This window comes from Dyadobacter sp. CECT 9275, assembly GCF_907164905.1.
Taxonomy (GTDB): domain Bacteria; phylum Bacteroidota; class Bacteroidia; order Cytophagales; family Spirosomataceae; genus Dyadobacter; species Dyadobacter helix.
On record NZ_CAJRAF010000001.1, the window covers coordinates 1,704,295 to 1,726,901 of the forward strand.

At 46.1% G+C, this 22,607-nt stretch carries 20 protein-coding genes; 6 read left to right on the forward strand and 14 right to left on the reverse strand.

What is annotated here, in order from left to right; translation table 11 throughout:
* Positions 1-380 precede the first annotated feature (380 nt).
* The gene (locus KOE27_RS07000) at positions 381-2,690 is read left to right on the forward strand and encodes a TonB-dependent receptor (protein ID WP_215238093.1); all 2,310 of its coding nucleotides are present in this window, start codon (positions 381-383) and stop codon (positions 2,688-2,690) included.
* Between the two features lie 12 nt (positions 2,691-2,702).
* Here the strand turns inward: KOE27_RS07000 and KOE27_RS07005 are convergent, their stop codons facing one another.
* The 4 genes from KOE27_RS07005 to KOE27_RS07020 all read right to left on the reverse strand — a co-directional run bounded on the left by KOE27_RS07005 (position 2,703) and on the right by KOE27_RS07020 (position 5,582).
* Entirely contained in the window at positions 2,703-3,317 is a 615-nt protein-coding gene (locus tag KOE27_RS07005; RefSeq protein WP_215238094.1) for a hypothetical protein, read from the reverse strand.
* A 3-nt stretch (positions 3,318-3,320) separates the two neighbouring features.
* On the reverse strand, positions 3,321-3,719 hold the full coding sequence (locus KOE27_RS07010; RefSeq protein ID WP_215238095.1) for a cupin domain-containing protein: 399 nt from the start codon (positions 3,717-3,719) through the stop codon (positions 3,321-3,323).
* A gap of 167 nt (positions 3,720-3,886) precedes the next feature.
* Positions 3,887-4,168, reverse strand: a complete 282-nt coding sequence (locus KOE27_RS07015; protein WP_215238096.1) for a hypothetical protein — start codon at positions 4,166-4,168, stop codon at positions 3,887-3,889.
* Positions 4,169-4,322: 154 nt separating this feature from the next.
* Complete coding sequence (locus KOE27_RS07020; RefSeq protein ID WP_215238097.1) at positions 4,323-5,582, reverse strand: MFS transporter; 1,260 nt, start codon at positions 5,580-5,582, stop codon at positions 4,323-4,325.
* 303 nt (positions 5,583-5,885) lie between these two features.
* On the opposite strand from KOE27_RS07020, the gene KOE27_RS07025 reads away from it, so the two are divergent.
* Positions 5,886-7,664 carry a hypothetical protein gene (locus KOE27_RS07025; RefSeq protein ID WP_215238098.1) on the forward strand — a complete coding sequence of 593 codons (1,779 nt, stop codon included), beginning with the start codon at positions 5,886-5,888 and terminating at the stop codon, positions 7,662-7,664.
* 106 nt (positions 7,665-7,770) lie between these two features.
* On the opposite strand, the gene KOE27_RS07030 is transcribed toward KOE27_RS07025, so the two are convergent.
* The 8 genes from KOE27_RS07030 to KOE27_RS07065 form a co-directional block, all read right to left on the reverse strand.
* The gene (locus KOE27_RS07030) at positions 7,771-8,625 is read right to left on the reverse strand and encodes a caspase family protein (protein ID WP_215238099.1); all 855 of its coding nucleotides are present in this window, start codon (positions 8,623-8,625) and stop codon (positions 7,771-7,773) included.
* 53 nt (positions 8,626-8,678) lie between these two features.
* Entirely contained in the window at positions 8,679-10,610 is a 1,932-nt protein-coding gene (locus KOE27_RS07035) for a serine/threonine-protein kinase (RefSeq protein WP_215238100.1), read from the reverse strand.
* Between the two features lie 54 nt (positions 10,611-10,664).
* Positions 10,665-11,708, reverse strand: coding sequence for a PP2C family protein-serine/threonine phosphatase (locus KOE27_RS07040; RefSeq protein ID WP_215238101.1), 1,044 nt, complete (start codon positions 11,706-11,708; stop codon positions 10,665-10,667).
* A 3-nt stretch (positions 11,709-11,711) separates the two neighbouring features.
* Positions 11,712-12,293, reverse strand: coding sequence for an FHA domain-containing protein (locus KOE27_RS07045; RefSeq protein ID WP_215238411.1), 582 nt, complete (start codon positions 12,291-12,293; stop codon positions 11,712-11,714).
* Between the two features lie 25 nt (positions 12,294-12,318).
* The gene (locus KOE27_RS07050; protein ID WP_215238102.1) at positions 12,319-13,113 is read right to left on the reverse strand and encodes a hypothetical protein; all 795 of its coding nucleotides are present in this window, start codon (positions 13,111-13,113) and stop codon (positions 12,319-12,321) included.
* Positions 13,114-13,226: 113 nt separating this feature from the next.
* Positions 13,227-13,796 carry an FHA domain-containing protein gene (locus KOE27_RS07055; RefSeq protein ID WP_215238103.1) on the reverse strand — a complete coding sequence of 190 codons (570 nt, stop codon included), beginning with the start codon at positions 13,794-13,796 and terminating at the stop codon, positions 13,227-13,229.
* Between the two features lie 30 nt (positions 13,797-13,826).
* On the reverse strand, positions 13,827-14,555 hold the full coding sequence (locus tag KOE27_RS07060; protein ID WP_215238104.1) for an anti-sigma factor: 729 nt from the start codon (positions 14,553-14,555) through the stop codon (positions 13,827-13,829).
* On the reverse strand, positions 14,552-15,118 hold the full coding sequence (locus KOE27_RS07065) for an RNA polymerase sigma factor (protein ID WP_215238105.1): 567 nt from the start codon (positions 15,116-15,118) through the stop codon (positions 14,552-14,554). The genes KOE27_RS07060 and KOE27_RS07065 overlap by 4 nt, the downstream gene beginning before the upstream one ends.
* A gap of 349 nt (positions 15,119-15,467) precedes the next feature.
* Here KOE27_RS07065 and KOE27_RS07070 point away from each other — a divergent pair, with 349 nt between their 5' ends.
* A complete protein-coding gene (locus tag KOE27_RS07070) occupies positions 15,468-16,373 on the forward strand; it encodes a Nif3-like dinuclear metal center hexameric protein (RefSeq protein ID WP_215238106.1) in 906 nt (301 codons plus the stop codon).
* A gap of 70 nt (positions 16,374-16,443) precedes the next feature.
* Here the strand turns inward: KOE27_RS07070 and ctlX are convergent, their stop codons facing one another.
* The gene (gene ctlX, locus KOE27_RS07075; RefSeq protein ID WP_215238107.1) at positions 16,444-17,400 is read right to left on the reverse strand and encodes a citrulline utilization hydrolase CtlX; all 957 of its coding nucleotides are present in this window, start codon (positions 17,398-17,400) and stop codon (positions 16,444-16,446) included.
* A gap of 75 nt (positions 17,401-17,475) precedes the next feature.
* The gene (locus KOE27_RS07080) at positions 17,476-18,927 is read right to left on the reverse strand and encodes an arginine deiminase family protein (RefSeq protein ID WP_215238108.1); all 1,452 of its coding nucleotides are present in this window, start codon (positions 18,925-18,927) and stop codon (positions 17,476-17,478) included.
* 198 nt (positions 18,928-19,125) lie between these two features.
* Here KOE27_RS07080 and sufC point away from each other — a divergent pair, with 198 nt between their 5' ends.
* The 3 genes from sufC to KOE27_RS07095 all read left to right on the forward strand — a co-directional run bounded on the left by sufC (position 19,126) and on the right by KOE27_RS07095 (position 22,574).
* Positions 19,126-19,884 (forward strand): Fe-S cluster assembly ATPase SufC, encoded by a 759-nt coding sequence (sufC, locus tag KOE27_RS07085; RefSeq protein WP_215238109.1) that lies wholly within the window; start codon positions 19,126-19,128, stop codon positions 19,882-19,884.
* A gap of 56 nt (positions 19,885-19,940) precedes the next feature.
* Positions 19,941-21,257, forward strand: coding sequence for a Fe-S cluster assembly protein SufD (sufD, locus tag KOE27_RS07090; RefSeq protein WP_215238110.1), 1,317 nt, complete (start codon positions 19,941-19,943; stop codon positions 21,255-21,257).
* Between the two features lie 81 nt (positions 21,258-21,338).
* Positions 21,339-22,574, forward strand: a complete 1,236-nt coding sequence (locus KOE27_RS07095) for a cysteine desulfurase (RefSeq protein WP_215238111.1) — start codon at positions 21,339-21,341, stop codon at positions 22,572-22,574.
* The last annotated feature ends 33 nt before the right edge of the window (positions 22,575-22,607 follow it).

A 22,607-nucleotide genomic window follows, 5' to 3' on the forward strand; every position in this document is an offset into this window, starting at 1 on the left:
GAAGCAACTCATATCCCTGGGTTAAACAGCCCCGGACATTTTTGAGCCTTGCCATCATTTCGGTTTCTCCGCGAAGGGTATCTTTTCATACGGCGATGGAAACATCGGAATGAAATTGACCTTGATGGTCCTGGCCAGATATATTCCATGAGCTGTTCCTAGGCCTTGGTTAGAGTCATCGTTCTACAGTTTAATATTGTATTCTACCTGTATGGATTGGATATTGAAATATTAAAATTCAGGATTGAAATATTTAAAAAAGTCTTTTCATAAGAAATAAAAAAGGACACTGGGCAGGGAAAGTGCCAGTATGTCCGGTTAGTATTTCGGAACAAAGTGCTTATATGTCCGGTTAAAATGAACAACGTTACCTTAAACAAATGCGCATTATTTTACTTTCGATATTTCTGCTTTTAACATGCTCGCTTTATGCACAACCTTTTACATCAACCATTCGGGGGACCGTCCGGGATGCGGATACAGGGATTCCGCTGGCAGGCGCCAGTCTGCGGCTTGCCTCGCTGGAGAGCGGTATAATGAGTGATGTTTCTGGTAGTTTCCGTTTTGACGGTCTGCCCGTGGGAAGATACGTATTGACGGTATCATACGTTGGGTATGAAAAGCTGGTTATACCAGAAATCCTCCTGGAATCGGGGAAAGAGAGTATTCAGGATATCCGTTTGAGCAGGGCGGCCAATCAGCTTGCTGAGGCTACCGTACTTACTTCCAGGCCTGTGGCTTACAACAGCGTACAGGAAATTACGCCGGAACAAACCCTGCGTTATGCCGCAACTTACCTGGATCCCGCCCGGCTCACTACGTCCTTTGCCGGCGTGGCTGTTGCGAACGACCAGGCCAACGGGTTGATCATCAGGGGGAATTCTCCCAATAGCATGCAGTGGCGGCTGGAAGGCGTGGAAATTGTAAATCCGAATCACCTTTCCAATGCAGGTACTTTCAGCGACAGGGCCACACAAACCGGTGGCGGAGTGAATATCCTGAGTACGCAGCTGATGGGAACTTCCTATTTCCTGAGCGGGGCATTTCCGGCTCAATACGGCAATGCGTTGTCGGGGGTGCTGGATATGTATCTGAGAAAGGGCAATGACGAAAAGTCTGAATTTACAGCCCAGGCAGGGCTCATAGGACTTGATATTGCGGCGGAAGGGCCTTTCTCAAGAAAATCGAAAGCGTCTTATCTCGCAAATTATCGTTATTCTTTCACGGGACTGATGGGAGCTATGGGTGTCAATTTTGGAGGAGAGGACATTCGTTTTCAGGATTTATCATTCAATATTAATCTCCCTGCCGGTAAGGCGGGCCATTTTACTTTTTTCGGCATGGGAGGTATCAGCAGCAATACCTTGAAAGCCGATAAGGATACCACACTCTGGGAATTTCAGAAAGATGGCAGTAATATTTTTTACAAAAATAAAATGGGAGCGCTGGGAATTACCCATGCACTGGTTCTGAATAAAGGAACATCACTGCAATCGACCCTCTTGGGCTCAGGGCTGACCACTTCCCGGGAAGAATTCGCCGTAAATCCTAAGGATTTCAGTACGGCTTTAAAGCAAACAGAAGAATTGTCTAAAAGCAGGCTGTCGGTAAGCAGTATCATAGCAACCCGGTTTTCTGATAAAACCAGATTAAAAACAGGTGCATTTTTAACACTCCAGTCAGACATGGTGGGTACCTCCGCCAAGCCAGCACCGGCCGATCATACTGTTGAAGGATTTGTTCTGGAGCCTTTTGCGAGCTTTAACCATCACCTGACTTCCAGGTTGTCAACGGAAGTAGGGGTACATTATCTTTATTATTCTCTTACCGGCAGCAGTTCGGTTGAGCCGCGTGCTGCACTGCGTTTTCAGGTAACATCGTCCCAGCAGCTTAGTTTTTCCTATGGGCTGCATAGCCAGTTGCAGTTACCGCAGGTGTATATCTCCGGCAAAGAGGGAAACCCGGCACTCAAAGGGAACGCTGACCTGGGGCCTTCCAAGTCGCATCATTTCGTTGTGGGATATCAGAAAAATTTCAGGAAAAATAATTCGCTTAAAGTGGAGGCATACCTTCAGGAGTTGTATCATATCCCGGTTAGCGGCTCGGCGAGCAATTCTTTTTCAGCTCTTAATCTGGTCGAAACCAATATTGATACAAAACTCGTAAGTACCGGAACCGGCCGGAATTACGGTATTGAAGCAACCTTTCAAAAGTACCTGACCAGCGAGTTGTATGTTTTGCTGGCGGGTTCGGTTTACAAATCAACCTATGAGGGAAGTGATGGAATCCGCAGGGATTCACGTTTTGCAGGCGGGCATACTTTCAGTTTTACCGGCGGTAAGGAGTTTAAGTCGGGGAACAGTACCTGGGGCGTGAATACCAAAATTCTATGGGCCGGCGGGTTTAGAGATACACCCATTGATGCGGTCTTATCTGCATCAACCGGTGTTACTGAATATTTAGAACAGGAGGCCTTCACCCTTAAAATGAAAGATTATTTTCGCCCCGATTTGAGGATTTACTGGAAAAAAAGCCGCCGGAGTTACAGCCGTACGCTGGCAATTGATATTCAAAATGTAACCGGTACTAAAAACGAAGCTTTCGGATATTATGATACTTATAAAAAACAAACGGTGATCCAGCATCAGCTGGGCCTTATTCCGGTATTGAGTTATCGCTGGGAGTTTTAATCGGATGGTTTGTTACGAAGGGCTTAGCAGGCCCTTTGTCAGCTTTTCCCATTGTATTTTTGAGAATGCCAGTTTTCCCGCCAGACCAACCACTGCGTTTCTGATCTTATCGCCGAGTTCCCCGGTTTCCGTATTGGCTTTGGTATTGCGGTCATAAACGGCGGCAGTTACGGTTGTTTTTTCCCGGGTAACGGTAAATGTACTGGTTGATTCGTCAGAGTAGAAATGAGCCGTTTCGCTGCTGTCCGTAGCCGGGTTAGGGGCAGACCTTACCCTTAATCCGATACTTTCTACATCTTCGGACTTGTATTCCTCAATTTCTTCCACTTTCACCCAGTCGTATCCCTGGCCTGCGTTGTTTTCGGGCCCCGGTATCTCAATCCTGAAATACCTGCCTTTCACTGCCAGGCCTGGCTGATCGGAGCCATGCTCATCGGTCAGTGTGAAGCTGGCCATTGCTTTCCCGGCCAGTTGCTCCCAGCTATTCACATCCAGCAGCCGATGTTTTGCAGTGGTAAACAAAAACCTGGCCTCTTCCTCATTGGCCGATTTTACCTGGCTTTCCGCGGAAATGGACGTACCCTCCAGATTTTTGGGAATGGTGCGGGTATAGTTTTTCTCGCCCATGCGTCAGCTGCAAAATGTGGTTTGTACTATGACCGCATCGGAGGAGGCTTTCACTGAGTGAACCAGCCCGGGATGATACACCATACTTTGTCCTCTTGTCAGATCAAATACCTGGCCCTCAGTTTCAATCCTTACTTCCCCTTCATAAATCTCAATGGACGAAAAACCCTCCACTGAATAATCCTTCATCACCGCCCCGGATTTCATGGCGGTGATGACCATCGCGAGTTTATCGGATTTGAAAACGGTGATGCCATTACGGTCATTCTTTTCCCAGGTTTTTTCATTCCTGAGTTGTTCAATAAAACCGGGGGTATCAATAAAAACGTAAGGCGCATCCAGTATCCTTTTGCCCTGAGGCCGGTTTTCTGTGGGATGATTACTTTTAATTTCTGTATTCATGTGATTTCCGTGTTCATGATGATGGTTTGAAATACCTGTATGGAAGCGGATAGCAATCTTTATGCCCTCGCCATTACAGAGGGCAATAAATCTTAAGTACAGTATTTTTTAGTTTTTATTCAAGATTTTGTATGATTTTATATAAAAACAGCCTTCATATTTCTGGTTTATTGGGCTGTGCTGGGTAATAGTGCCCAACTGGCTTTGTCTGGCACAAAACTTTTAAGAAGATAGTCTTTCATATAACTCAATCTAGACCAGCTCATGATAGGAGAACCAGGAAATACACCAACACCCGCCGAAACGCCACCGTTGGTACCGCCAGCGGAAGCGCCGCCCGTTACCCCACCTGCCGAGACACCGCCGCTACCGCCACCTGTTGAAACGCCTCCGGTACCCTCGCCGGATGAAACGCCACCCGTAATACCGCCGGTTGAAACACCGCCCATTACACATTAAGCGGATTATATCCCCGCATGATGATTTATAAAAAAACTCCCGGCATGAGAAACTTATCTCGGTTCGGGAGCTTTTACTGTTAACGATCTTTGGGTATCGGCTTTAAGGCTTCTGATATGTCTGTCTGTTTTAGCCAAAGAATTCCTATTGTTTAACAAGCTGGTCAGGAGACTTTACCACAACAATTGTGATGATGGTTGAAAGCAGCAAAGCCACAGCCATGAAAATATAGGATGCCTCGAAGCCGCCTGTGTGGCTGTTGAGATAACCCACCAGGTAAGCTCCGGCGAAGGATCCCAGTGCGCCCAGACTATTGATTAGCCCGATGGCACCACCCACCACATTTTTGGGTAAAATTTCGGTGATCACGGCAAAAAATGGACCGTAGGGGGCATACAGAGCGCCTCCTGCCACCACAAGCAGGGAGAAGGAAATCCAGAAATGTTCGGTACCGAGGTAATAGGAACCCACAAAAGACAACGAGGCGATCAGCAGAAAGGGCCAGATGAAAATTTTCCGGTTCAGGGTTTTGTCTGAAAAATAAGAAGCTGCCAGCATACCGATAATTGCGAGTATATAGGGTACTGACGACAGCCAGCCTGTGGTAACGATGTCCATGTCTGGTGCTGCTTTGATAATGGAAGGTAACCACATCACAAAACCGTAGACGCCTACACTCCACAGTAGATATTGCAGACATAACAGGATCACCGACCAGGACCTGAAGGCTGCCATGTAATTTTTGACTGGCCGGATACCTGCCTGTTCGGCCAGGAGTTGCTCTTCTACTTCTGCTTTCTCAGTATCAGTAAGCCAGTTTGCATCCTTCGGCTTTTCATCAATCAGCTTCCACCACACAAACGCCCATATAATCCCTGGAGCGCCCTGAATAATGAACATCCACCGCCAGCCAAGGGATTCGATCAGATACCCCGACAATACCGACATCCATAGTACTGTAACCGGGTTTCCTAAAATCAAAAAGGTATTGGCGCGGGAACGCTCCTGTTTGGTAAACCATTGGCTCAATAAGATAAGCATGGCAGGCATAACGGCACTTTCCACCACGCCCAGCATAAACCGTATGATGATGAGGCTTGTAACATTACTTACCATACCCGTGGCAGCTGCAAGGCCTCCCCAGCAGATCAGCGAAATGAAAATCAGTTTTTTTGCACTTTTATGGGCTGCGTACTGCGCTCCGGGAATCTGGAAGAAGAAGTAACCCAGAAAGAACAAGGAGCCCAGCAGAGACGAGGTTTCCTTGGTAATCTGAAGGTCTTCCGCCATGCCGCCCGCAACGGCAAAACCAAAATTGGCCCGATCGAGATATGCCAGGCTGTAAGTAATAAAAACAACGGGAATAATACGGTACCAGCGGGCAGGGGCCAGAGATTGCTTCATGGATTGGGAAGTTAATATGGAATGGCTTTCCAATTTTACAATTTTTCTGCCGTGCTATCGAATTTCGGAGCGTAATTAATTCAAAAATTTCTTTATTTAATATTAACTGCTGCTGCGCTACCGGATTGGCCTGTCAGCCGAAACCAAATTCCTGAGCACGCTCCTCATTCGGCAAACGGATAGGTTTGTCTCGCTGATGCTCCTGACCGATGTCATAAATCTCCCAAACCGCCATCAATTTTTGTGTCAGGGTAATGTCTTAGTTTTGAGCTTTCTAATTAGCATTTTTCCAGGAATTTAAACATGACGCATACCTTTCATATACCGGTTTTAGGGCTTGGATATTCTGTGGATACTCCAATCAAAGTTTCTCCGTTTGGTATCTCTTCTGTGGCATCTATTGTGGATGATGTGATGATAGAACGGATGAGGAAACTCCACAGCCTGAAAAACGATGAGGTTTATATCCCGATACTTTCAACAGAAGAGGATTTCAGAAGCAGGCGCATCACGGCTTATCTGGATCTGATGGAAAGGCTTGTAAACAAAGCTTTTGACCGCATTCGAGCTGAGCCGTTTGAACCAGGTACTGACCTGACACGGTATTTTGAACTTTTGCCGGATACCGCTGCCTTAAAATCCGTTTACCAGAAAATGCTCGTCTGTATCGATCCGGTCGAAAAAAGCCGCATGCAGGATGAGCTCAGAAGAAGCATGTCCAAAGGGGCCATTGATGTAAACATTATGTCCAAGGTTGACAAACTGAACCGGGATGTTCATGGGGAACAGTTGCCCGACGATTATTCGGATGCATCTGCTGCGCTGAGAGGTTTTGCCAATAGTACTTTAACGTCTTCCCTGATCTTGTCCGCAGGAATGAATCCGAGGCTTTACAATTATATTGAAACTTTTAAGGATTTCTTCCCGGATGAAAACGGGCAGCTGAAAAAGAAAATTATTTTAAAAGTAAGTGATTTCCGGTCGGCCTTTATCCAGGCTAAATTTCTTGCCAAAAAAGGTATATGGGTTTCTGAGTTCAGGATAGAGTCTGGACTTAATTGCGGCGGACATGCGTTTGCCACGGAGGGCTATCTGCTGGGGCCTATTCTGGAGGAATTCAAAATGCGCAGACCGGAAATGCTGACAGAATTGTTTGGCTTGTATCAAACCGCACTGATCCAAAAGGGAATTGAGATCAGCGAGATGCATACATTAAGGATCACCGTGCAGGGAGGTATTGGTACCGCGGAGGAAAACAATTTTTTACTGGAACATTATCAGGTGGATGCCACGGGGTGGGGTAGTCCGTTTTTACTGGTACCAGAAGTGACCAATGTGGATGAACAGACTTTAAACGACCTGGTAACTGCCAGCACAGACGATTATTACGTGTCTGATTCATCGCCTCTAGGGGTGCTTTTCAATAATTTCAGAAAGAGCAGTGCCGAAAAGCAACGCCTCGACCGGATCGCCAAAGGAAAACCGGGAAGTCCATGTAAGAAGAAATACCTGGTATCCAATACTGAATTTACCAGCGAGCCCATCTGTACCGCCTCACGGCAATACCAGAACCTAAAAATCAAACAGATTATGGCACTGGAGCCCCGGCCTGCTGACTACGAAGCGCAGATCAGTGCGGTTACCGCAAAATTATGCCTGTGTGAGGGATTAAGCACTTCAGCCCTGCTGAAAAACGACCTGCTGGCCAGGCGGGAGAACCATGCCGTTGCGATATGTCCGGGACCTAACCTTGCCTGGTTTTCCAAAGTATATTCGCTGGATGAAATGGTGCGGCATATTTATGGAAAGCTCAATTTGCTGGCCGGAGTACAGCGGCCAAATATGTTCATCAATGAACTGAATCTTTACGTTGCGCACTATCAAAAGGAACTTGAAATACAGGCCAGAAAAATGAATGATAAAAAGACGAAGTATCTTCAGAAGTTCAGGGAGCAGCTGCTGTCGGGGATCGAGTACTACAAAGAACTGATCCCCCAATTCCCGGGCCAGTCTTTTGAATATCAGAGAGAAATGTTTTCGCAGCTAGGGGCCATTGAGCTTGCGCTCAAAGTAGTGCAATAGGGAATTCCCTTATCATTTATTCACAGAATCGGCTGGTACTTGATGTAGTATCCAGCCGATTGGTATGATTTACAATGAATTATCTTGGGGTATTTTCTGGAAACAATCAAGCGGATTTCAGATGCGCAATGGTCATGTCGGGATCATATTTGCCAAAGATAACGGGAGTCTGTCCTTTGTCGTCAGGGCCCTGTTTCGGAAGCGTTGTCAAATTACGGAAGAGATAGTCATATGTTTCTTTGACTGTAACCCGTTGGTCTGCGTTTTTATCTGCCTTGCCTTCCAGTCCTTCCACCAGAAATTTGGTGAAATAGCCATGTACGATATCTACATTTTCACCGGCATTCTGGTAGGAGCGGGTGGCCATCAGCACGACCAGTCCTGATTCCAGGTCTTCCAGAGATTTTTTAGGCAGCTCTTTTTTTTGTTTGGTTACATCATTTTTCATACTGCCCGACTTGCAGGCATCCGCAAAGCAGAGGCGCGTTTTTGCCCGGCATTTACGAAAAGCTTCCTTGATATCCTGATGTAATAAATTCGTTTTTGGATCACTGAGGTCAATGTCATAGGCTGCGAAGTAACCCGTACTACCATGTCCGGCAAAGTAAAAGATCACGCGGTCATCGGGGCCCGATTTTGCAAAGGTCTTTTCTAATTGTTCCAGGATATTGGCCTTGCTTGCCTTATTGTCAATCAGCAGTGCAATGTTGGCTTCCGGTACCGAACCACCTGCCGGTGTTTTCAGAAAACTGTAAAAGAGATGCGCATCGTCATCACAGTACCTCAGGTTGTTGACCTGGTTGGGGCGTCCAGCCCTAAGATAATCCGATACTCCAACAATGACCGCGTAGGTCTGGCCCTCTGTTTTTACGTCTTCTCCTGAATTTCGCAGCCACCGGTATCCAAAGAATATACTGCCGGCAACTCCAAAGAACAGGATCGTACTGACTAGATTTTTCATAATAGATTTTTCTAAGCTTTGAAATTGTTTTCGATGCCGGACAGTATCCGGATTTAATAACCAATGGCATTATGAAGCTGTTGTTCCCCCCATTTTTTCCATCGCTCTCCGGCAGTATTGGCCGGTTTGCTCGCTTTGGCGGACTTGACATTGGACGACCCACTTTGGTTGTTACCATTATTGATATTAATGGTGACAAGGTATATCCTGGCTTCCGGGTAGCCTTGCTCTGCCGCCAGTTTTACATACTTGCGCCCTTGCGTGGAGTTGGCCACTGTACCTTGTCCGTTTAAATACATTTTCCCAAGTTCAAACTGTGCGTAGGCCGAATTCCCTTCTGCTGCTTTTTCAAACCATGATTTGGCCAGTGGAAGATTTTGGGTGACTTTGTATCCCCCCGTCAGATAGATGTACCCCAGGTTGTTTGCTGCGTCCACCAGCGGTCTTTTGTAATAGGCCGCTTCGAAGAGGGCCGCCGCTGCCGCGTAGTCTTTTGGAGCGCCTTTTCCCATGAAATACATATAGCCCATATGAAATTTTGCTGGTGCGTAATCTTCTGCCAGTTCAAAAAAGCCTTTCGCTTTTTCAAAACTTACGGGTGCCCCGCCGCGGCCTTCCATGTAATAGGTGCCCAGTATATCGTTTGTGGTATCGTCCATGGCAATGGTACCTGCATATTTGTCCAGCGTTTGAAAAATCTGGCCGAAAGTCGTAGCGGTATCTGCTGCCGGAATGTTCCCGAAAGTGGTAGCTTTTGCCCAGCTAAGCTCATTTTTCGCTTTCTGTTTCCAGTAGAAAAAGTAGCCCAGGCCCAATACCACGGCAAGGCCGGCGGCTATCATACCGAGGGTTTTTCCGGAGAAAGACCTTGTCTTTTTGATCGTATTGGTACTTAATTTTTGCCGGGTAGATTCAAGCTGAAAACGGGCAGGCATGTTGGCAGGATCAGTGCGGAGAATTTCTTCATAGAGTTTGATGGCTTCGTGAATGTTTTGTTCTCTGGCAAAACCAGATTTTCCTTCTGCTTCCCGAACAAGGTAGTCGGCCCGTTGCGAGAGTTCCTTTACATTCGAAACAGGTTCGTCAATACGAAGGGTGTTTTCCTGAAGAATAATGGGTTTTGGATTTGGTTTGTAATCCGGGGTGACACCGAGCAAGAGAAGTAATTCATCAGCTTTTTGAACCCTTTGGGTATTGTCAGCGACCAGGCATTTTTCAATTATCGTCTTGAATGGCTCGGGAACAGCGTTTATCTTTTCCGAAACTTTTCCGTTTACGATCAGCTTGCTCACTTCCAGGTTCCAGCTTTCCTGACTCATGGTACGCGGAGCCTCAAAGGGAAGTTCTCCAACAAACATCTGGTAGGCAATCACGCCCACCGCCCATAGGTCAACATTATGTTTTATGTCCCTGTTTGATATCTGTTCGGGTGCAGCATAGGCAATAGAAAGCCCGATGGACGAATTCTCGACGGCCCGGGTATTGCTGTCGGCTAGTTTGCTCAGGCCAAAATCCGTAAGCTTAGGTACCCAGCGGCCATTTTGATTGTCCATGAGCACATTTTGCGGTTTCATGTCCCGGTGGATGATGTGGTGGTTGTGCAAATGTCCCACACCTCTGAGGATGCCTTCCAGGATCTGATGTTTTTGATCGGTATCCAGGGGATATTTGTTCAGGACATCGGCCAGGTTTCCTTCTTCATAAAAGGTAAGGATGGCAAAATCATATCGTACCGGCATGAAGGTAAAGCGGAAGCAATTGCCGTAACGTGCGACGTTTTCATGCGAATCGAGTTCATCAACAATCTGTTTTTCATACATCAGATTGAATTTTTCGTGTTTGACTTCCGCGATCTTGACGGCAATATAACGTTTCTGTACGGTGTCGTAGGCTTTATAGACGGAGCCAAATCCTCCTGCACCCAGCATGGCATTTTTGTCCTGGGTATCAAATTGATAGCGCTTCAAAAATTCTTCGTAAGTCATGATCTTGCTTTTTGTTGTTCCTTTTGAACCTTTATCGAATACAAAGGCGGAAGGTCACCGTGGGTTGTTGTTTAATTTATTTTTTACCTTTATTTTAAAAGGCTGGCCAGAAGGCGAATTGCTGGCCGAGGAGTCTTTGGAAACATGTTTGTACGTGGTTTGCTGCTTTCTCGTTTTAGTTACTTTGGCTGGCTGATGAAACAAATACCATACGGCGGAAAAAGCAGCCAGGGCTAGTACCCAGCCTAAGCTTTCCCGCAGAATCCTGCCGTTAGCAGCTCCTTTGCTTTCTCGAACAGGCACTTTCTTGTTGAATTCAACAGGCTGCAGCAACTCCACTGTAAGGTTTTCAACTTGGGTAATACGCACGAGATAGGCCGAGAAGTTATCCCTGCTGTTTTCTCTGCAAAGACCTGCTATCCGCTCCATTTTGACAGTATCTGCATCCTGGGTACTCAGGATTTCCGTAAGGGTTGTATCATCCACACTTTCCAGGATGCCATCGGAGCACAGAAAAAAGTAGTCCCCTTTGTTGATTTTCGGAATGGTGTGGACATCAGCCGTTACATTGGGGTCATTTCCCTGTAAGGCCCTCATAATGACATTTCTTCTCGGGTGCGACAACGCTTCGGCCTCTGTGATCAGCCCTGCATTGACCAAATCATTTACGTAACTGTGATCACGGGTTTTCCAAAGAATCTTACCATTACGGATGTGGTATACCCGGCTGTCGCCAATGTGTGCAATGGTAGCTCCGTCTTCATGCAGGTGTAATAAAGTGAGTGTTGTAGCCATTCCTTCTGAGCCTGGATTGTCCCGGAGGAACTTCTCAATCTCAGTTTTTGCAAATGCAATTGCGTCATACACGGTTTGGGCTTCACTTTTGAAGATACTATTCCTTCTAAAATAATCAGGAATGGCCTGGCAGGCAATATCACTGGCTATTTCACCTTTTTCAGCTCCTCCCACGCCGTCACAGACCAGAAACAGCCTGTCGTCGGAAGTAGCCATTCCCTTAGCGGGGAACAGGTTATCTTCATTATTTGTTCTCTTGCCTATTTCGTGCAGTGCACAGGGCCTGGCTATTTGTATCTTCATAGATCAGAAAATAACTGTTTTAGCAAAATCCCCGTTAACAACTGTTTCAGTAGCCTTTCGGGCGGTACCAGCAATGGCAGGAGTTTTAAGGATTACCTTGGTTTTTCCCAGTTGCATAATGGCGCCATCCACCAGTTCAAGTGTTGTTCCGCGTTTGAGCGGATAAGTATTAACAAAAGTGGGATTGATAGAATCCGGATGTTCCGAAACCCAGTACTTATAAGCCCCGTCTTTCCCTTTTACCACTTCAATGATCAGGTGATGACGGCTCATATACCGGTCCTGAGACTGGATCATTACTTCGCAAGGCTTACTCACGGATGCTCGCCCTACGGTCTGTTTTCCTGTTTTAAGCGGCAAGGTTTGTGTCTGGGTACTCTCGTCGTGAACAATCACCCAGCCGACTTCGGCAGGCTCAAAAATAAAAGTACTTTCCTCGCTGGCAGATACAGGAATCACTTCCGGGGGCAAATAAACCTTGACCGGAGAGTTGCATCGCACGCATTTGATAAAGGGGTTTTGTACGGAAAGCGCCTTTTCGTTAATCCTTAAACGGGCACTGCAGGACGGACATGTAATAATCATATAAAATCAGATTTAGCGCCGGGAATCAGACAACGTCGTCGGGGTTCACCCATTCGTCGGTACCTTCGAAATTGTTGTCGAAATCATCCGGAGAATACGACAGATCGAGTTCAGAGCCAGTGACGGTACTGTCGGCCTCTATATAATTTTCGTCGGAATCTCCCTCCAGAGGGTCATTTTGATCAGGAATGGGTTCTTCGTTTACTTCATCACCATTCGGATCTTCTTCCGGAGAATGCACAGGCACGGTTTCATGTGTTTCTGCCGGGATATCCAGTACGTTTTCCTCATTGGCAACCCACAAAGTATTAAACTGGTTTTTCACTTCTGCTGGCAGGGCTGCGTATTCGTTCGGATGGCAGGTGTGGTACAGATGGCCGTGCCATTCAAACAATGCTCCGGGGCCCATTTCTTTACGGCTTGCTTCAAATGCCTCGTCAAAAGAAAGATTACCGGATGCATAACCAATTTTGATGTTATCAGGAATAACCTGTACATCAGGTGATGGATTTAACTCCTGATGAGGTGGTGGTCCGGCGGGTGCAGAAACCGGGGTGCCTGGCTGTACAGGATTAACAGGAGCTTCAGGATTTGCAGCGGTGGTATCTGTGGAAACAGATTCGGTCGAATCAGCCGCAACGACTTCCGGTTCCTCACCGGTTTTTTGTGACCCATATGCATCAATAGCAACGGCACCAATACCAGCCATGGCACCCGCACCTACGGCGGCGGCAGGTTTAATATTTTTCTTTGCATGAGTTTCTGGCTTCCCTCCTGTTACTCCACCGTCTTCTGAAATCAGTTGTGTTTGCTCCGACATGGTTTTGAAAATTTTATATGTTAGCTAAATACCGGCCTCTTCCGGCCTTCTGACTCTTTATCGCCGGGATAGGAAGGAGGTCACCCTATTTTTTGATTTTTTCTTCAATTTTTTTAAAACCACCGGGCCTTACATTTAGGGCAACGCCTCAGGTGTTCGGCATCATTCCAGGTAAGCCATTCATAATCACGCAATGGCTGCTTGCAGGAAGGACATACCCACATCCTGCGCATGTCTTCTTTTAACTTTACACGCCTGCCTTCCAGGTTGTAGTGGTTGGCTGCCCATAACATGATGATCCGCCCGATGTACGGGATGGCCAGGAGTACATCTATTTTCTTTTGAGACTGAAGAATGCTGATCCGCTCTGTTTCAAGGGTATCCCATACTGGGCGCAGCTCCTGAAATTCAGCGGAAAAGTCATCCGGTTTTTTATTGAATCTGAATATTTTACGGGGGTCCAGGGCAACCTTGCCCAATGTAATGCTGCTTTCGCCGGTGATCAGGGTTTTTCTGACCCTCATCCCGTCCACATAGGTACCGTTAGAGGAGTCATTGTCTTCCAGCTCCGCAGTATTTTCGTTTCCTAGAGTAGCAACAGCGTGATAGTGGCTCACGCTAAGGTCATCAATTACAATATCATTATCCGGTTTCCGGCCTATCCGAAGTACCTGCGTTTTCATAAAAGAGGGGGCAAATTTGTTCCAGTAAAATTATATTAAAGGTGTGATTTTATCTGTTTTTTGGATGACATAAACCTTCCGCCCGATCCATAGTTTGTATATTCCGGTGTCCCGGTCATACTGGAGCGTAATTTTTTCACCTTTTTCAGACAGAGTATCGGAGTACAATTCGATAACGGCATTAAACCGGTAGTGAAAATGGTACTTAGGTTTTCTGATGATCACTACATCAATAAATTTTTTATCCTGTAATACAGGTTTGTCGTTTAAGGTACTCCATGTAAGAAACGGAACTCTGAAGGCCTCGTTTTTTCCGTTAAGCCTTATCCCCATCTGCTCACCTATCATATCAGAAGGTTTTTTCAGAACGGTCCAAACGCCAATGATCGTGATTGCAATGGAAGCAGCGATGGCCATGTAAGACCAATTTCCCCAGTTTACCCGAAGTACTTTTTCTTTTTTCTTTTCGGACGGAATGTTTTCCTGGCTGTTGAGAACCGGTATTTTGTCTTCTTCCTTCATTCCTTCTTCCTCCATCAGGCTGAGGTGAAATTTATCAAACATACTACGAAGGGATGCCTGTTCTCCCTGGTGCACAATCAGGTTTCGCACCGCAAGCTGAGCTTCCACTTCCAGGCGGAAGTCGGGGTCTAGTGCCATGGAATTTTCAAAATCTTTACGTTCGCCGGGAGGTAACACTTCGTCCAGATAGCGGTCTATCCATTCGGATTTATTTTCATCGTCTGTCATATCCTTCATGCGTAGAATTGTTTCAAAGTAATTGCCGCTAAGTGTCTGGCAGTACCCATACACTTGTTTTTCTGGCTTTTTGCCGAATTGGCGTCCGCGTAGCCCAATTCTTTTGCAATCTGAATCATCGAAAGTTTGTCATAATAATAGGCCCGAAGCAGATCTCTGCATTTTTCTCCTATCTTGCTCATTACTTTTTCCAAAGCATCCGGGTAGGGTGATTCTGTTTCTTCTTCCAGTACTGCGCCTTCCGGCTCGTCACCAAAGCCGGTTTCGATCATTCTGCCTTTTTTTCTTAACCTGTCGATCCATTTGTAATAGCAGATCGAATAGAGATAGGTCGACAGCTTGCTGTTCAGCTGATCCAGCTTCCCTTTCTTAATCTGTAACACAACTTCTATCATGGATTCCTGGTATACATCTTTTGCATCGTCGGCATCGCCGCTGTTTTTGTAAACAAGGTTTTGTATCCGGCCAAAATTTTCTTTGTAAAAAATGCTGATGGCTCTTTCGTTTCCATCTTTGATAGCCTGAATGAGGGGTAAATCCGGGAAGCCAATTTCTGTTGTCATAAGTAAGTCGAACACACAGGGGGATAGTCACTTATAAATTTAGAAAAATATTTTATCTCCCTCAATCATTTAATATTATAAAAGTGTCAATATGTAGCCGATGTGTAACTTATAGCGATGATCATTCACGTTAGAGATGGGTGGTCGGGGATTATACCCGGAAATTCGCTGAGGTAACAGAAAGGAGCCCAAACTGTTTGCCACGATGTCGGAATAATCCGTAAGTTGCTGATATAAAAAGAATAATAATGTACCGCTGTACGGCGGCTGAAAGTAATAAACCGTTGCCGGACCAGCGTAATAATCGTTAATTTGCGTAATCCTTAACAGAAAAATAATCAGCAGAAATATGATGAAATCAGGACGCAGGGCATTTCTGGAAACCTTTACCAAGGTGGCAGGCTCATCAGTATTAATAGGTTCTCAACTTCTGACAGCCATTCCCGTCCTAGGGGAGGTAAGGGGTAGCATGACGGTAGGGGAGGTGATAGATCTGATTCTCAAAACAATTCCCGGCGCACCATTTTCCAAAACCGTTGATACCTTAAAATCGGGAAGTGCAGGACAGCCGGTTACCGGCATCGTCTCCACCATGTTTGCTACCGTGGAAGTGATTGAAAAAGCAGTGAAGCTTGGTGCTAATTTTATTATTGCGCATGAGCCTACTTTTTATAATCATGCGGACGAAACCGCCTGGCTGGAAAATGATGCGGTTTTCCAGTATAAAAAAGCGTTGCTGGACAAGCATAAAATTGCGGTTTGGCGTTTTCATGATTACTGGCACACGCACCAGCCGGATGGCGTACAAATGGGTGTGCTTACCTCGCTGGGCTGGGAAAAGTATTATGATGAAAAAAATCCGGCGGTGGTGACCCTGCCCGGGGTGTCTTTGAAAAACCTGACTACTCATGTGAAAGAAAAACTGGGTATTGCCACCATGCGAGTGGTGGGAGATCTGGCCCAGCCGTGCAAACGGATTCTGTTGATGCCAGGAGCATCCGGTGGACGGAATCAGATCGGTGCGATCATCAGGGAAAAGCCGGACGTACTCATTTGCGGAGAGGTGAGCGAATGGGAAACGGCGGAATACGTACGGGATGCCAGACGCAAGGGTGATAAACTGTCATTGATTGTTATGGGGCATTCTCCGAGTGAGGAGCCTGGTATGAAATGGCTGGAATCCTGGCTTCAGCCAAGGGTGCCGGGTATAAAAGTTTCACATGTGGAATCAGGCAGTCCGTTTTTGTTTGTATAGGGCAGGGTTAGGGATGCAATGCAGGTTTGGTGTTGTTTCGTAGCCACGGCACAGGGGGGTAGTCATGCGCTCAGGCCCTTGGTAAATGAATTTCGGTCATCATACATCGGGCAGACCCTCCGCCGTTTCCTTCAATGACGGATAGATCGGTGTGCAGGATATTGGCATAGTCGCTGAGAGCGGTGCGTTGTTTTTGTGTAAGCGCTTCGTATGCCTGGGTGGACATCACCAGAAATTTGTCTTGCCTGGCGTTACGTACCATTAGCATATTTCCTGCAAAATGATGTACCTGGTCCAGCGTCAGTTCGATAATATATTTGTTGGTATCTTCCAGTGCAGTACGAACCAGGAGGCGTTCGTCGGGATTTTTGATGGCATCCAGGCAAACGACGGCAAAAATATCTCCCACACACATGATCACATTGGTATGGTATATCGGCTTATTATTTTCGTCCGAAGCTGAAAATGGCACAATTTCGTACCCCATTATTTCGCCGAATTTTTCCAGAACTTCTATGTGGGTACGGGGCGAAAGACAGGCATAAGCAATTTTATAACGCCGGTCCAGCACCATACTTCCGGTACCTTCCAGGAATTTATCTTCCTGTTCGAAATACGTGAGGTCAATAATTTCTTCTACCTTAAAATCTTTTTTCAATGCCTCAATGATATCCGGCCTGCGTTCGTTCCTGCGGTTTTCGGCCATCATGGGGTACAAAATCACTTTTCCGCTTTGGTGAAATGAAATCCAGTTGTTGGAAAAAACAGCATCCGGACGGTCTTTTTCTTCATTATCATCAAATATATGCAAAGAGATACCTGCCTTTCGAAGCTGTGATACCATCAGGTCAAACTCTTCTCTGGCGCGATTCTGGGCAATCGTCATCGTTTCTTTAGCAAAATCCTCCTGCTGAAATTCATTGCTTTCGGCGGTCTGGGTATTAAATCCGAAATTCACCGGCCTGATCATCATGATCTGAGCGGTGGACTGAGGCTGTATCTGAGCCGTTGAGGTGATGACGCGCATAGTAGCAAAAGTTAGGTGCGAATAATTTCCGGCCTACCTGCAATTTAAGTTATTACTGAGCCGAATACAAACTTTTTAATCCCTGAGAACCGGCATGCTCATGCAATGCGAACCGCCCCTGGCCCGGGATAACTCGGCCGAAGGCAGGGTGATAAACGTGTCGGTAAGGGTATCAGGCGATAGGTCATCGTTTTCAAAACGGAAGATCAGTTCCGCGGCGCTAATGATATGAAATCCCCGTTCCCGGAAAGCTTCCAGGGTTTTATCATTACGGTCATAGCCGATCACCACGCCATTTTGTATGGCCAGTAAATTACAGGAATCGGTCCACTGCTCCCGCTCGCCAAAAGGAAATTCATTGTTTCCGGAATAAATAAACTGAACGTCGTCTTCGCAATTCAGATCATTACGGCTGATATCCGTCAGCAGATCTTCCAGGTTTTCAATTTCGATGGGTTTGTGTTCATGGCCTTTGATAAACTGAAGTATCCTGAAGTCCTGCTGAGGCTCGGCAGGAGCAAAAAAATGAAGCACATCCCGTTTCTTAGCCTCGTCGCCGGTACGTGCCAGAGCGCCCAGCAGTACCCACATATTTTTCTTAACCTGCGTAAATAGGGTGTCGATATGCATGTAATCCCGTTTTTTAGGGATTTTGATGATCGTTATGGTATCTACAACATTTCTGTCAAAAAGTATTTTCATAACCTGCTGTGCAGCGTACACAGAGGTTCTTTCACTGCATCCGATCAGCAGATGCCTGGGTGCAACCATCATGACGTCTCCTCCTTCCAGTGTACAACGGTGGTAATCGCTGGCTTTTTCTTCATCGGGGAGCAAAAAATGCCGTTCGTTTTCCGGTATTTCTATGATATTTTCCCTGATATCCGCAAACATGGGATGATGAAAGAAAACAAACTGAGCCAGTATTGATTCCCTTGTTCTGGCAGCTTTCGCCGGTTTGTTCAGCAGGATGTGGTCGTTAATCACTATACCTATATCCCGCATGAAAATCAGGTTGGGCAGAGGAGCAAATAACATCCGCCTGTCCGGCAGCGAACCTGAAATGAAAATGGTGGCCAGTTCATTCGCATCGTACGCGGTTAGCGCTTCGTGAGTCTGAAAAGAACATTTTTCTATGCCACAAATAGCCGCGGTGAGTTTTATTCGTACAGACTCGTTTTCCAGAATCTCACCCAGCAGTTTCTGGATATCAATCACTTTGTCGGAGTTGAAATAGGACTCCGAACCGGGGATATAGAATTCCCGGGAGGTATCCGCGTCAATAGCTTTCAGTCTGCCTTTGATTTTGGCCGGATCCAGAAAATACAAAAGGAGTTTTACAAAATAGTCATATTCGGCACGGCGCATCGTGTCCAGATGTACGATATCTTCGAAGAGCCAATCCTGTGCTTTGGAGGGTACTACCTTGCCCAATCCACGGTCCGGACTGTGGATAAGCAACTTCCTGAGCCGTCCGGTTTCGGTGGAAACATTTATTCCTGAATGGTTTGAGGTATCTGTTTTCATATGTTGATGACATTTGAACCGCCGGGTTGGGCAGATAACCATAATATATGGGGGCTATGGGAACATCCCTTCTCCGAAAACGGTTTAACTCTTGTATGCATGCCGTTTATCCAATGGTATTGCATTTTAATATACGGGCAAAGGTTACTACTTTTGCGGTAAATTACCAAGAACTACATATTAAGTATAAATTTAGTTATGCTCTCAATTAATGGATTGCGTGCCTCCATCGAAGGCAAAGAAATATTAAAAGGAATTAACCTGGAAGTGAAAGCTGGTGAGGTACATGCGATTATGGGCCCCAACGGTTCAGGCAAAAGTACTTTAGCTTCGGTTTTGGCGGGCAGGGAGGAATACGAGGTGACCGGTGGCAGTGTAATATTCGACGGAAAGGAGTTACTCGAACTTGCCGCTGAGGAAAGAGCTGCCGAAGGGATTTTTCTTGCATTTCAGTATCCTGTGGAAATACCCGGGGTAACGACCATTAATTTTCTTAAAACAGCCGTTAACGAAATCCGGAAATATAAAGGTGAAAACCCTCTGGATGCCGCTCAATTCCTGAAAATGGTAAGAGAAAAAGCAAAGCTGGTAAGTATGAATGATTCATTGCTGAAAAGGGCTTTGAACGAAGGCTTTTCGGGAGGAGAGAAAAAACGCAATGAAATTTTCCAGATGGCAGTGCTTGAGCCTAAGCTGGCTATACTGGATGAAACAGATTCGGGACTGGATATTGATGCGCTGCGTATTGTAGCAGAAGGTGTTAACTCGCTCAGGTCGCCGGACCGTTCTGCCATTGTTGTAACGCACTACCAGCGTTTGCTGGACTACATCGTTCCGGACTACGTTCACGTATTATACAAAGGCCGGATTGTGAAATCGGGACCGAAGGAGCTCGCGCTTGAACTGGAAGAAAAAGGTTATGATTGGATAAAAGCTGAGGTAGAGGCAGTTGGTTAATAAATCTCTGCCAGTATCCTGCTGATCATTTATCATCACCCAATTTTAAGAAAAGAATGAGTACCGAAACAATAGATTTAAAAACAAAGTTAGTCGCTGATTTTCAGGCGCGCGAGGCCGTCATGAACGGGGAAGCGAGTTCTGCATTTCATCAGAAGAAACGTGCCGCCATTGCACGTTTCGACAAACTGGGATTTCCGACGATCAGAAATGAAGAATGGAAATACAGCAATGTAAAAGATCTGATCAGCGAGTCGTATCATTTCAATGCTGAAAGTACACTGTCTTCTGCCGATCTGGAAAACCTGAATATTCCTGATCAGGATGCCAACATTCTGTATTTCGTAAACGGGCACTACCGTCCAGAGCTCTCACAGCTCATTTCGTCATCGGAGTTTATCACGATTGATTCATTACAGGGTGCGTACAAAATAAATCCTGAGCTGGTAAATACCTATTTCAGCGAATTCAAAGAGAACCCCGATGCCTTCACAGCATTGAATACTGCTTTTGCACAAGATGGTGTTTTTATTCATGTGCCAGACAACCAGGCTGTTGACCACCCGGTTATCCTGCGTTTCGTATCCGATTCGCGGACACAGAATACGGGCAGCCAGCCACGTAACATTATTGCGGTTGGCAAAAATGCACAGGTAAAACTGGCCGAATCTTTCAGGACTCTGGGCGACCAGCGCTCTTTTACCAATGTGGTTACAGAAATTCACATGGGGCAGGATGCCAATGTTGAATATTACAAGGTCCAGAACGAGAGCAATATGGCGTATCATATAGGTACGACACAAGTTTATATGCTGGACCGCTCCCATTTTTATGCTGGGACGATTACGCTGAACGGGAAATTTACCCGCAATAATCTCAATATCCAGCTGGATGGAGAACGCTGCGAGGCGCATATGTACGGCCTGTATTTCCCGGACGGTACGCAGCATGTGGATAATCATACCGTTGCGGATCACATGAAGCCTAACTCTGAAAGCAATGAGTTGTACAAAGGAATTCTGAGGGACAAGTCGAAGGGGGTATTCAACGGGAAGATATTTGTAAGACCTGATGCGCAGAAGACCAATGCTTTCCAGTCTTGTAAGAACATTGTTTTGTCGACCAATGCCACCATGAATACCAAACCACAGCTGGAAATTTATGCGGACGATGTCAAATGTTCGCATGGAACAACCACCGGGCAGATCGACGAAGAAGCGCTGTTTTACATGCGTTCGAGAGGGATATCCCGCCCGGAAGCGATGTCGTTGCTGATGTATGCCTTCTGTGCTGACGTAGTTTCTCAGATTAAAATTGATTCGATCAGAGAATATCTGGAGGAAGTGATCGCTGAAAAGCTTTCGGAAAAGTAAAGAAAACTGGGCGTGTTTGATCTGATGGGAGTTGCCTGGCCTATACCCTGCTGCCAGTTCCACCATTAACTTAGGTACTATATGATAGCTTCTCAAAAAATTCTTGATATAACCTCCATCAGAAACGATTTCCCCATTCTGAACGAGGTAGTGAACGGGAAACAGCTGGTTTATTTTGATAACGCGGCTACTACGCAGAAACCACAGGTAGTGTTGGACGCTATTTCAGGATATTACGGGCATTATAATGCTAATATCCACCGGGGAATCCACCATCTGGCAGAGAAAGCCACCGGAGCATTTGAACAGTCACGGCGAAGCATACAGGCTTTTCTGAACGCTGCTTCTTCCGAAGAGGTAATTTTTACCTATGGTACTACCGACAGTATCAATCTTGTGGCGCAGACCTATGGACGGAAATTCCTTGGAGAAGGCGATGAAATTATCATTACTACCATGGAGCACCATTCCAACATTGTGCCCTGGCAGATGTTGTGCGAGGAAAAAGGCTGTATCCTGAAAGTGATACCGATCAATGACGCGGGAGAAATTATCTTCGAGGAATACGAAAAATTGCTCTCAGAGCGCACCAAAATTGTATCCGTAGTGCACGTTTCCAACGCACTCGGTACTATTAACCCGGTGAAGAAGATCATAGAGAAAGCTCACGAGTTTGGAGCCAGAGTATTGATTGACGGCGCGCAGGCCTGCTCTCATATTGATATAGACGTTCAGGCACTGGACTGCGATTTTTATTCGCTGTCGCTGCATAAAATTTACGGGCCCACCGGTATGGGGGTGCTTTACGGAAAAAAGGACCTGCTCAACGCCATGCCGCCATACAGAGGCGGAGGGGAAATGATCAAGGAAGTGACTTTTGCCAAAACCACTTATAACGAACTCCCTTATAAATTCGAAGCTGGTACTCCTAATATTGCGGATGTGATCGCTGCCAGATTTGCACTGGATTATGTGGCCAGTCTGGGAAAGGAAAATATAGCTTCCTATGAAAACGAGTTGCTGGAATATGCAACGGCTGCATTAAGCGAAATTCCCGGTCTGAAAGTTATCGGGCAGGCAAAGGAAAAGGTGAGTGTGATATCCTTCGTTATGGAGGGTATTCATCATCAGGATATTGGTGTTTTGCTGGATCAGCAGGGGATAGCCGTCAGAACGGGGCACCATTGTACACAACCTTTAATGCAGCGGTTCGGTATTACCGGAACCAGCAGGGCTTCCTTTGCCGTTTACAACACGACGGAAGAGATTGATAAACTTGTTGCAGGCTTACTTAAAGTAAAGAAAATGCTGAGCTGAAACGTGTTAACTTTATACAGAATCAACACACTA

Bases quoted from the DNA above. Each gene is read 5' to 3' on its own strand.
- KOE27_RS07080 (WP_215238108.1), bottom strand. From the start codon at position 18,927: ATGAAAACAGATACCTCAAACCATTCAGGAATAAATGTTTCCACCGAA.
- sufC (WP_215238109.1), top strand. From the start codon at position 19,126: ATGCTCTCAATTAATGGATTGCGTGCCTCCATCGAAGGCAAAGAAATA.
- KOE27_RS07025 (WP_215238098.1), top strand. From the start codon at position 5,886: ATGACGCATACCTTTCATATACCGGTTTTAGGGCTTGGATATTCTGTG.
- KOE27_RS07055 (WP_215238103.1), bottom strand. From the start codon at position 13,796: ATGAAAACGCAGGTACTTCGGATAGGCCGGAAACCGGATAATGATATT.
- sufD (WP_215238110.1), top strand. From the start codon at position 19,941: ATGAGTACCGAAACAATAGATTTAAAAACAAAGTTAGTCGCTGATTTT.
- KOE27_RS07040 (WP_215238101.1), bottom strand. From the start codon at position 11,708: ATGAAGATACAAATAGCCAGGCCCTGTGCACTGCACGAAATAGGCAAG.
- KOE27_RS07035 (WP_215238100.1), bottom strand. From the start codon at position 10,610: ATGACTTACGAAGAATTTTTGAAGCGCTATCAATTTGATACCCAGGAC.
- KOE27_RS07015 (WP_215238096.1), bottom strand. From the start codon at position 4,168: ATGGGCGGTGTTTCAACCGGCGGTATTACGGGTGGCGTTTCATCCGGC.
- KOE27_RS07065 (WP_215238105.1), bottom strand. From the start codon at position 15,118: ATGACAACAGAAATTGGCTTCCCGGATTTACCCCTCATTCAGGCTATC.
- KOE27_RS07000 (WP_215238093.1), top strand. From the start codon at position 381: ATGCGCATTATTTTACTTTCGATATTTCTGCTTTTAACATGCTCGCTT.
- KOE27_RS07060 (WP_215238104.1), bottom strand. From the start codon at position 14,555: ATGAAGGATATGACAGACGATGAAAATAAATCCGAATGGATAGACCGC.
- KOE27_RS07045 (WP_215238411.1), bottom strand. From the start codon at position 12,293: ATGATTATTACATGTCCGTCCTGCAGTGCCCGTTTAAGGATTAACGAA.
- KOE27_RS07095 (WP_215238111.1), top strand. From the start codon at position 21,339: ATGATAGCTTCTCAAAAAATTCTTGATATAACCTCCATCAGAAACGAT.
- KOE27_RS07010 (WP_215238095.1), bottom strand. From the start codon at position 3,719: ATGAATACAGAAATTAAAAGTAATCATCCCACAGAAAACCGGCCTCAG.
- KOE27_RS07005 (WP_215238094.1), bottom strand. From the start codon at position 3,317: ATGGGCGAGAAAAACTATACCCGCACCATTCCCAAAAATCTGGAGGGT.
- KOE27_RS07070 (WP_215238106.1), top strand. From the start codon at position 15,468: ATGATGAAATCAGGACGCAGGGCATTTCTGGAAACCTTTACCAAGGTG.
- KOE27_RS07050 (WP_215238102.1), bottom strand. From the start codon at position 13,113: ATGTCGGAGCAAACACAACTGATTTCAGAAGACGGTGGAGTAACAGGA.
- ctlX (WP_215238107.1), bottom strand. From the start codon at position 17,400: ATGCGCGTCATCACCTCAACGGCTCAGATACAGCCTCAGTCCACCGCT.
- KOE27_RS07030 (WP_215238099.1), bottom strand. From the start codon at position 8,625: ATGAAAAATCTAGTCAGTACGATCCTGTTCTTTGGAGTTGCCGGCAGT.
- KOE27_RS07020 (WP_215238097.1), bottom strand. From the start codon at position 5,582: ATGAAGCAATCTCTGGCCCCTGCCCGCTGGTACCGTATTATTCCCGTT.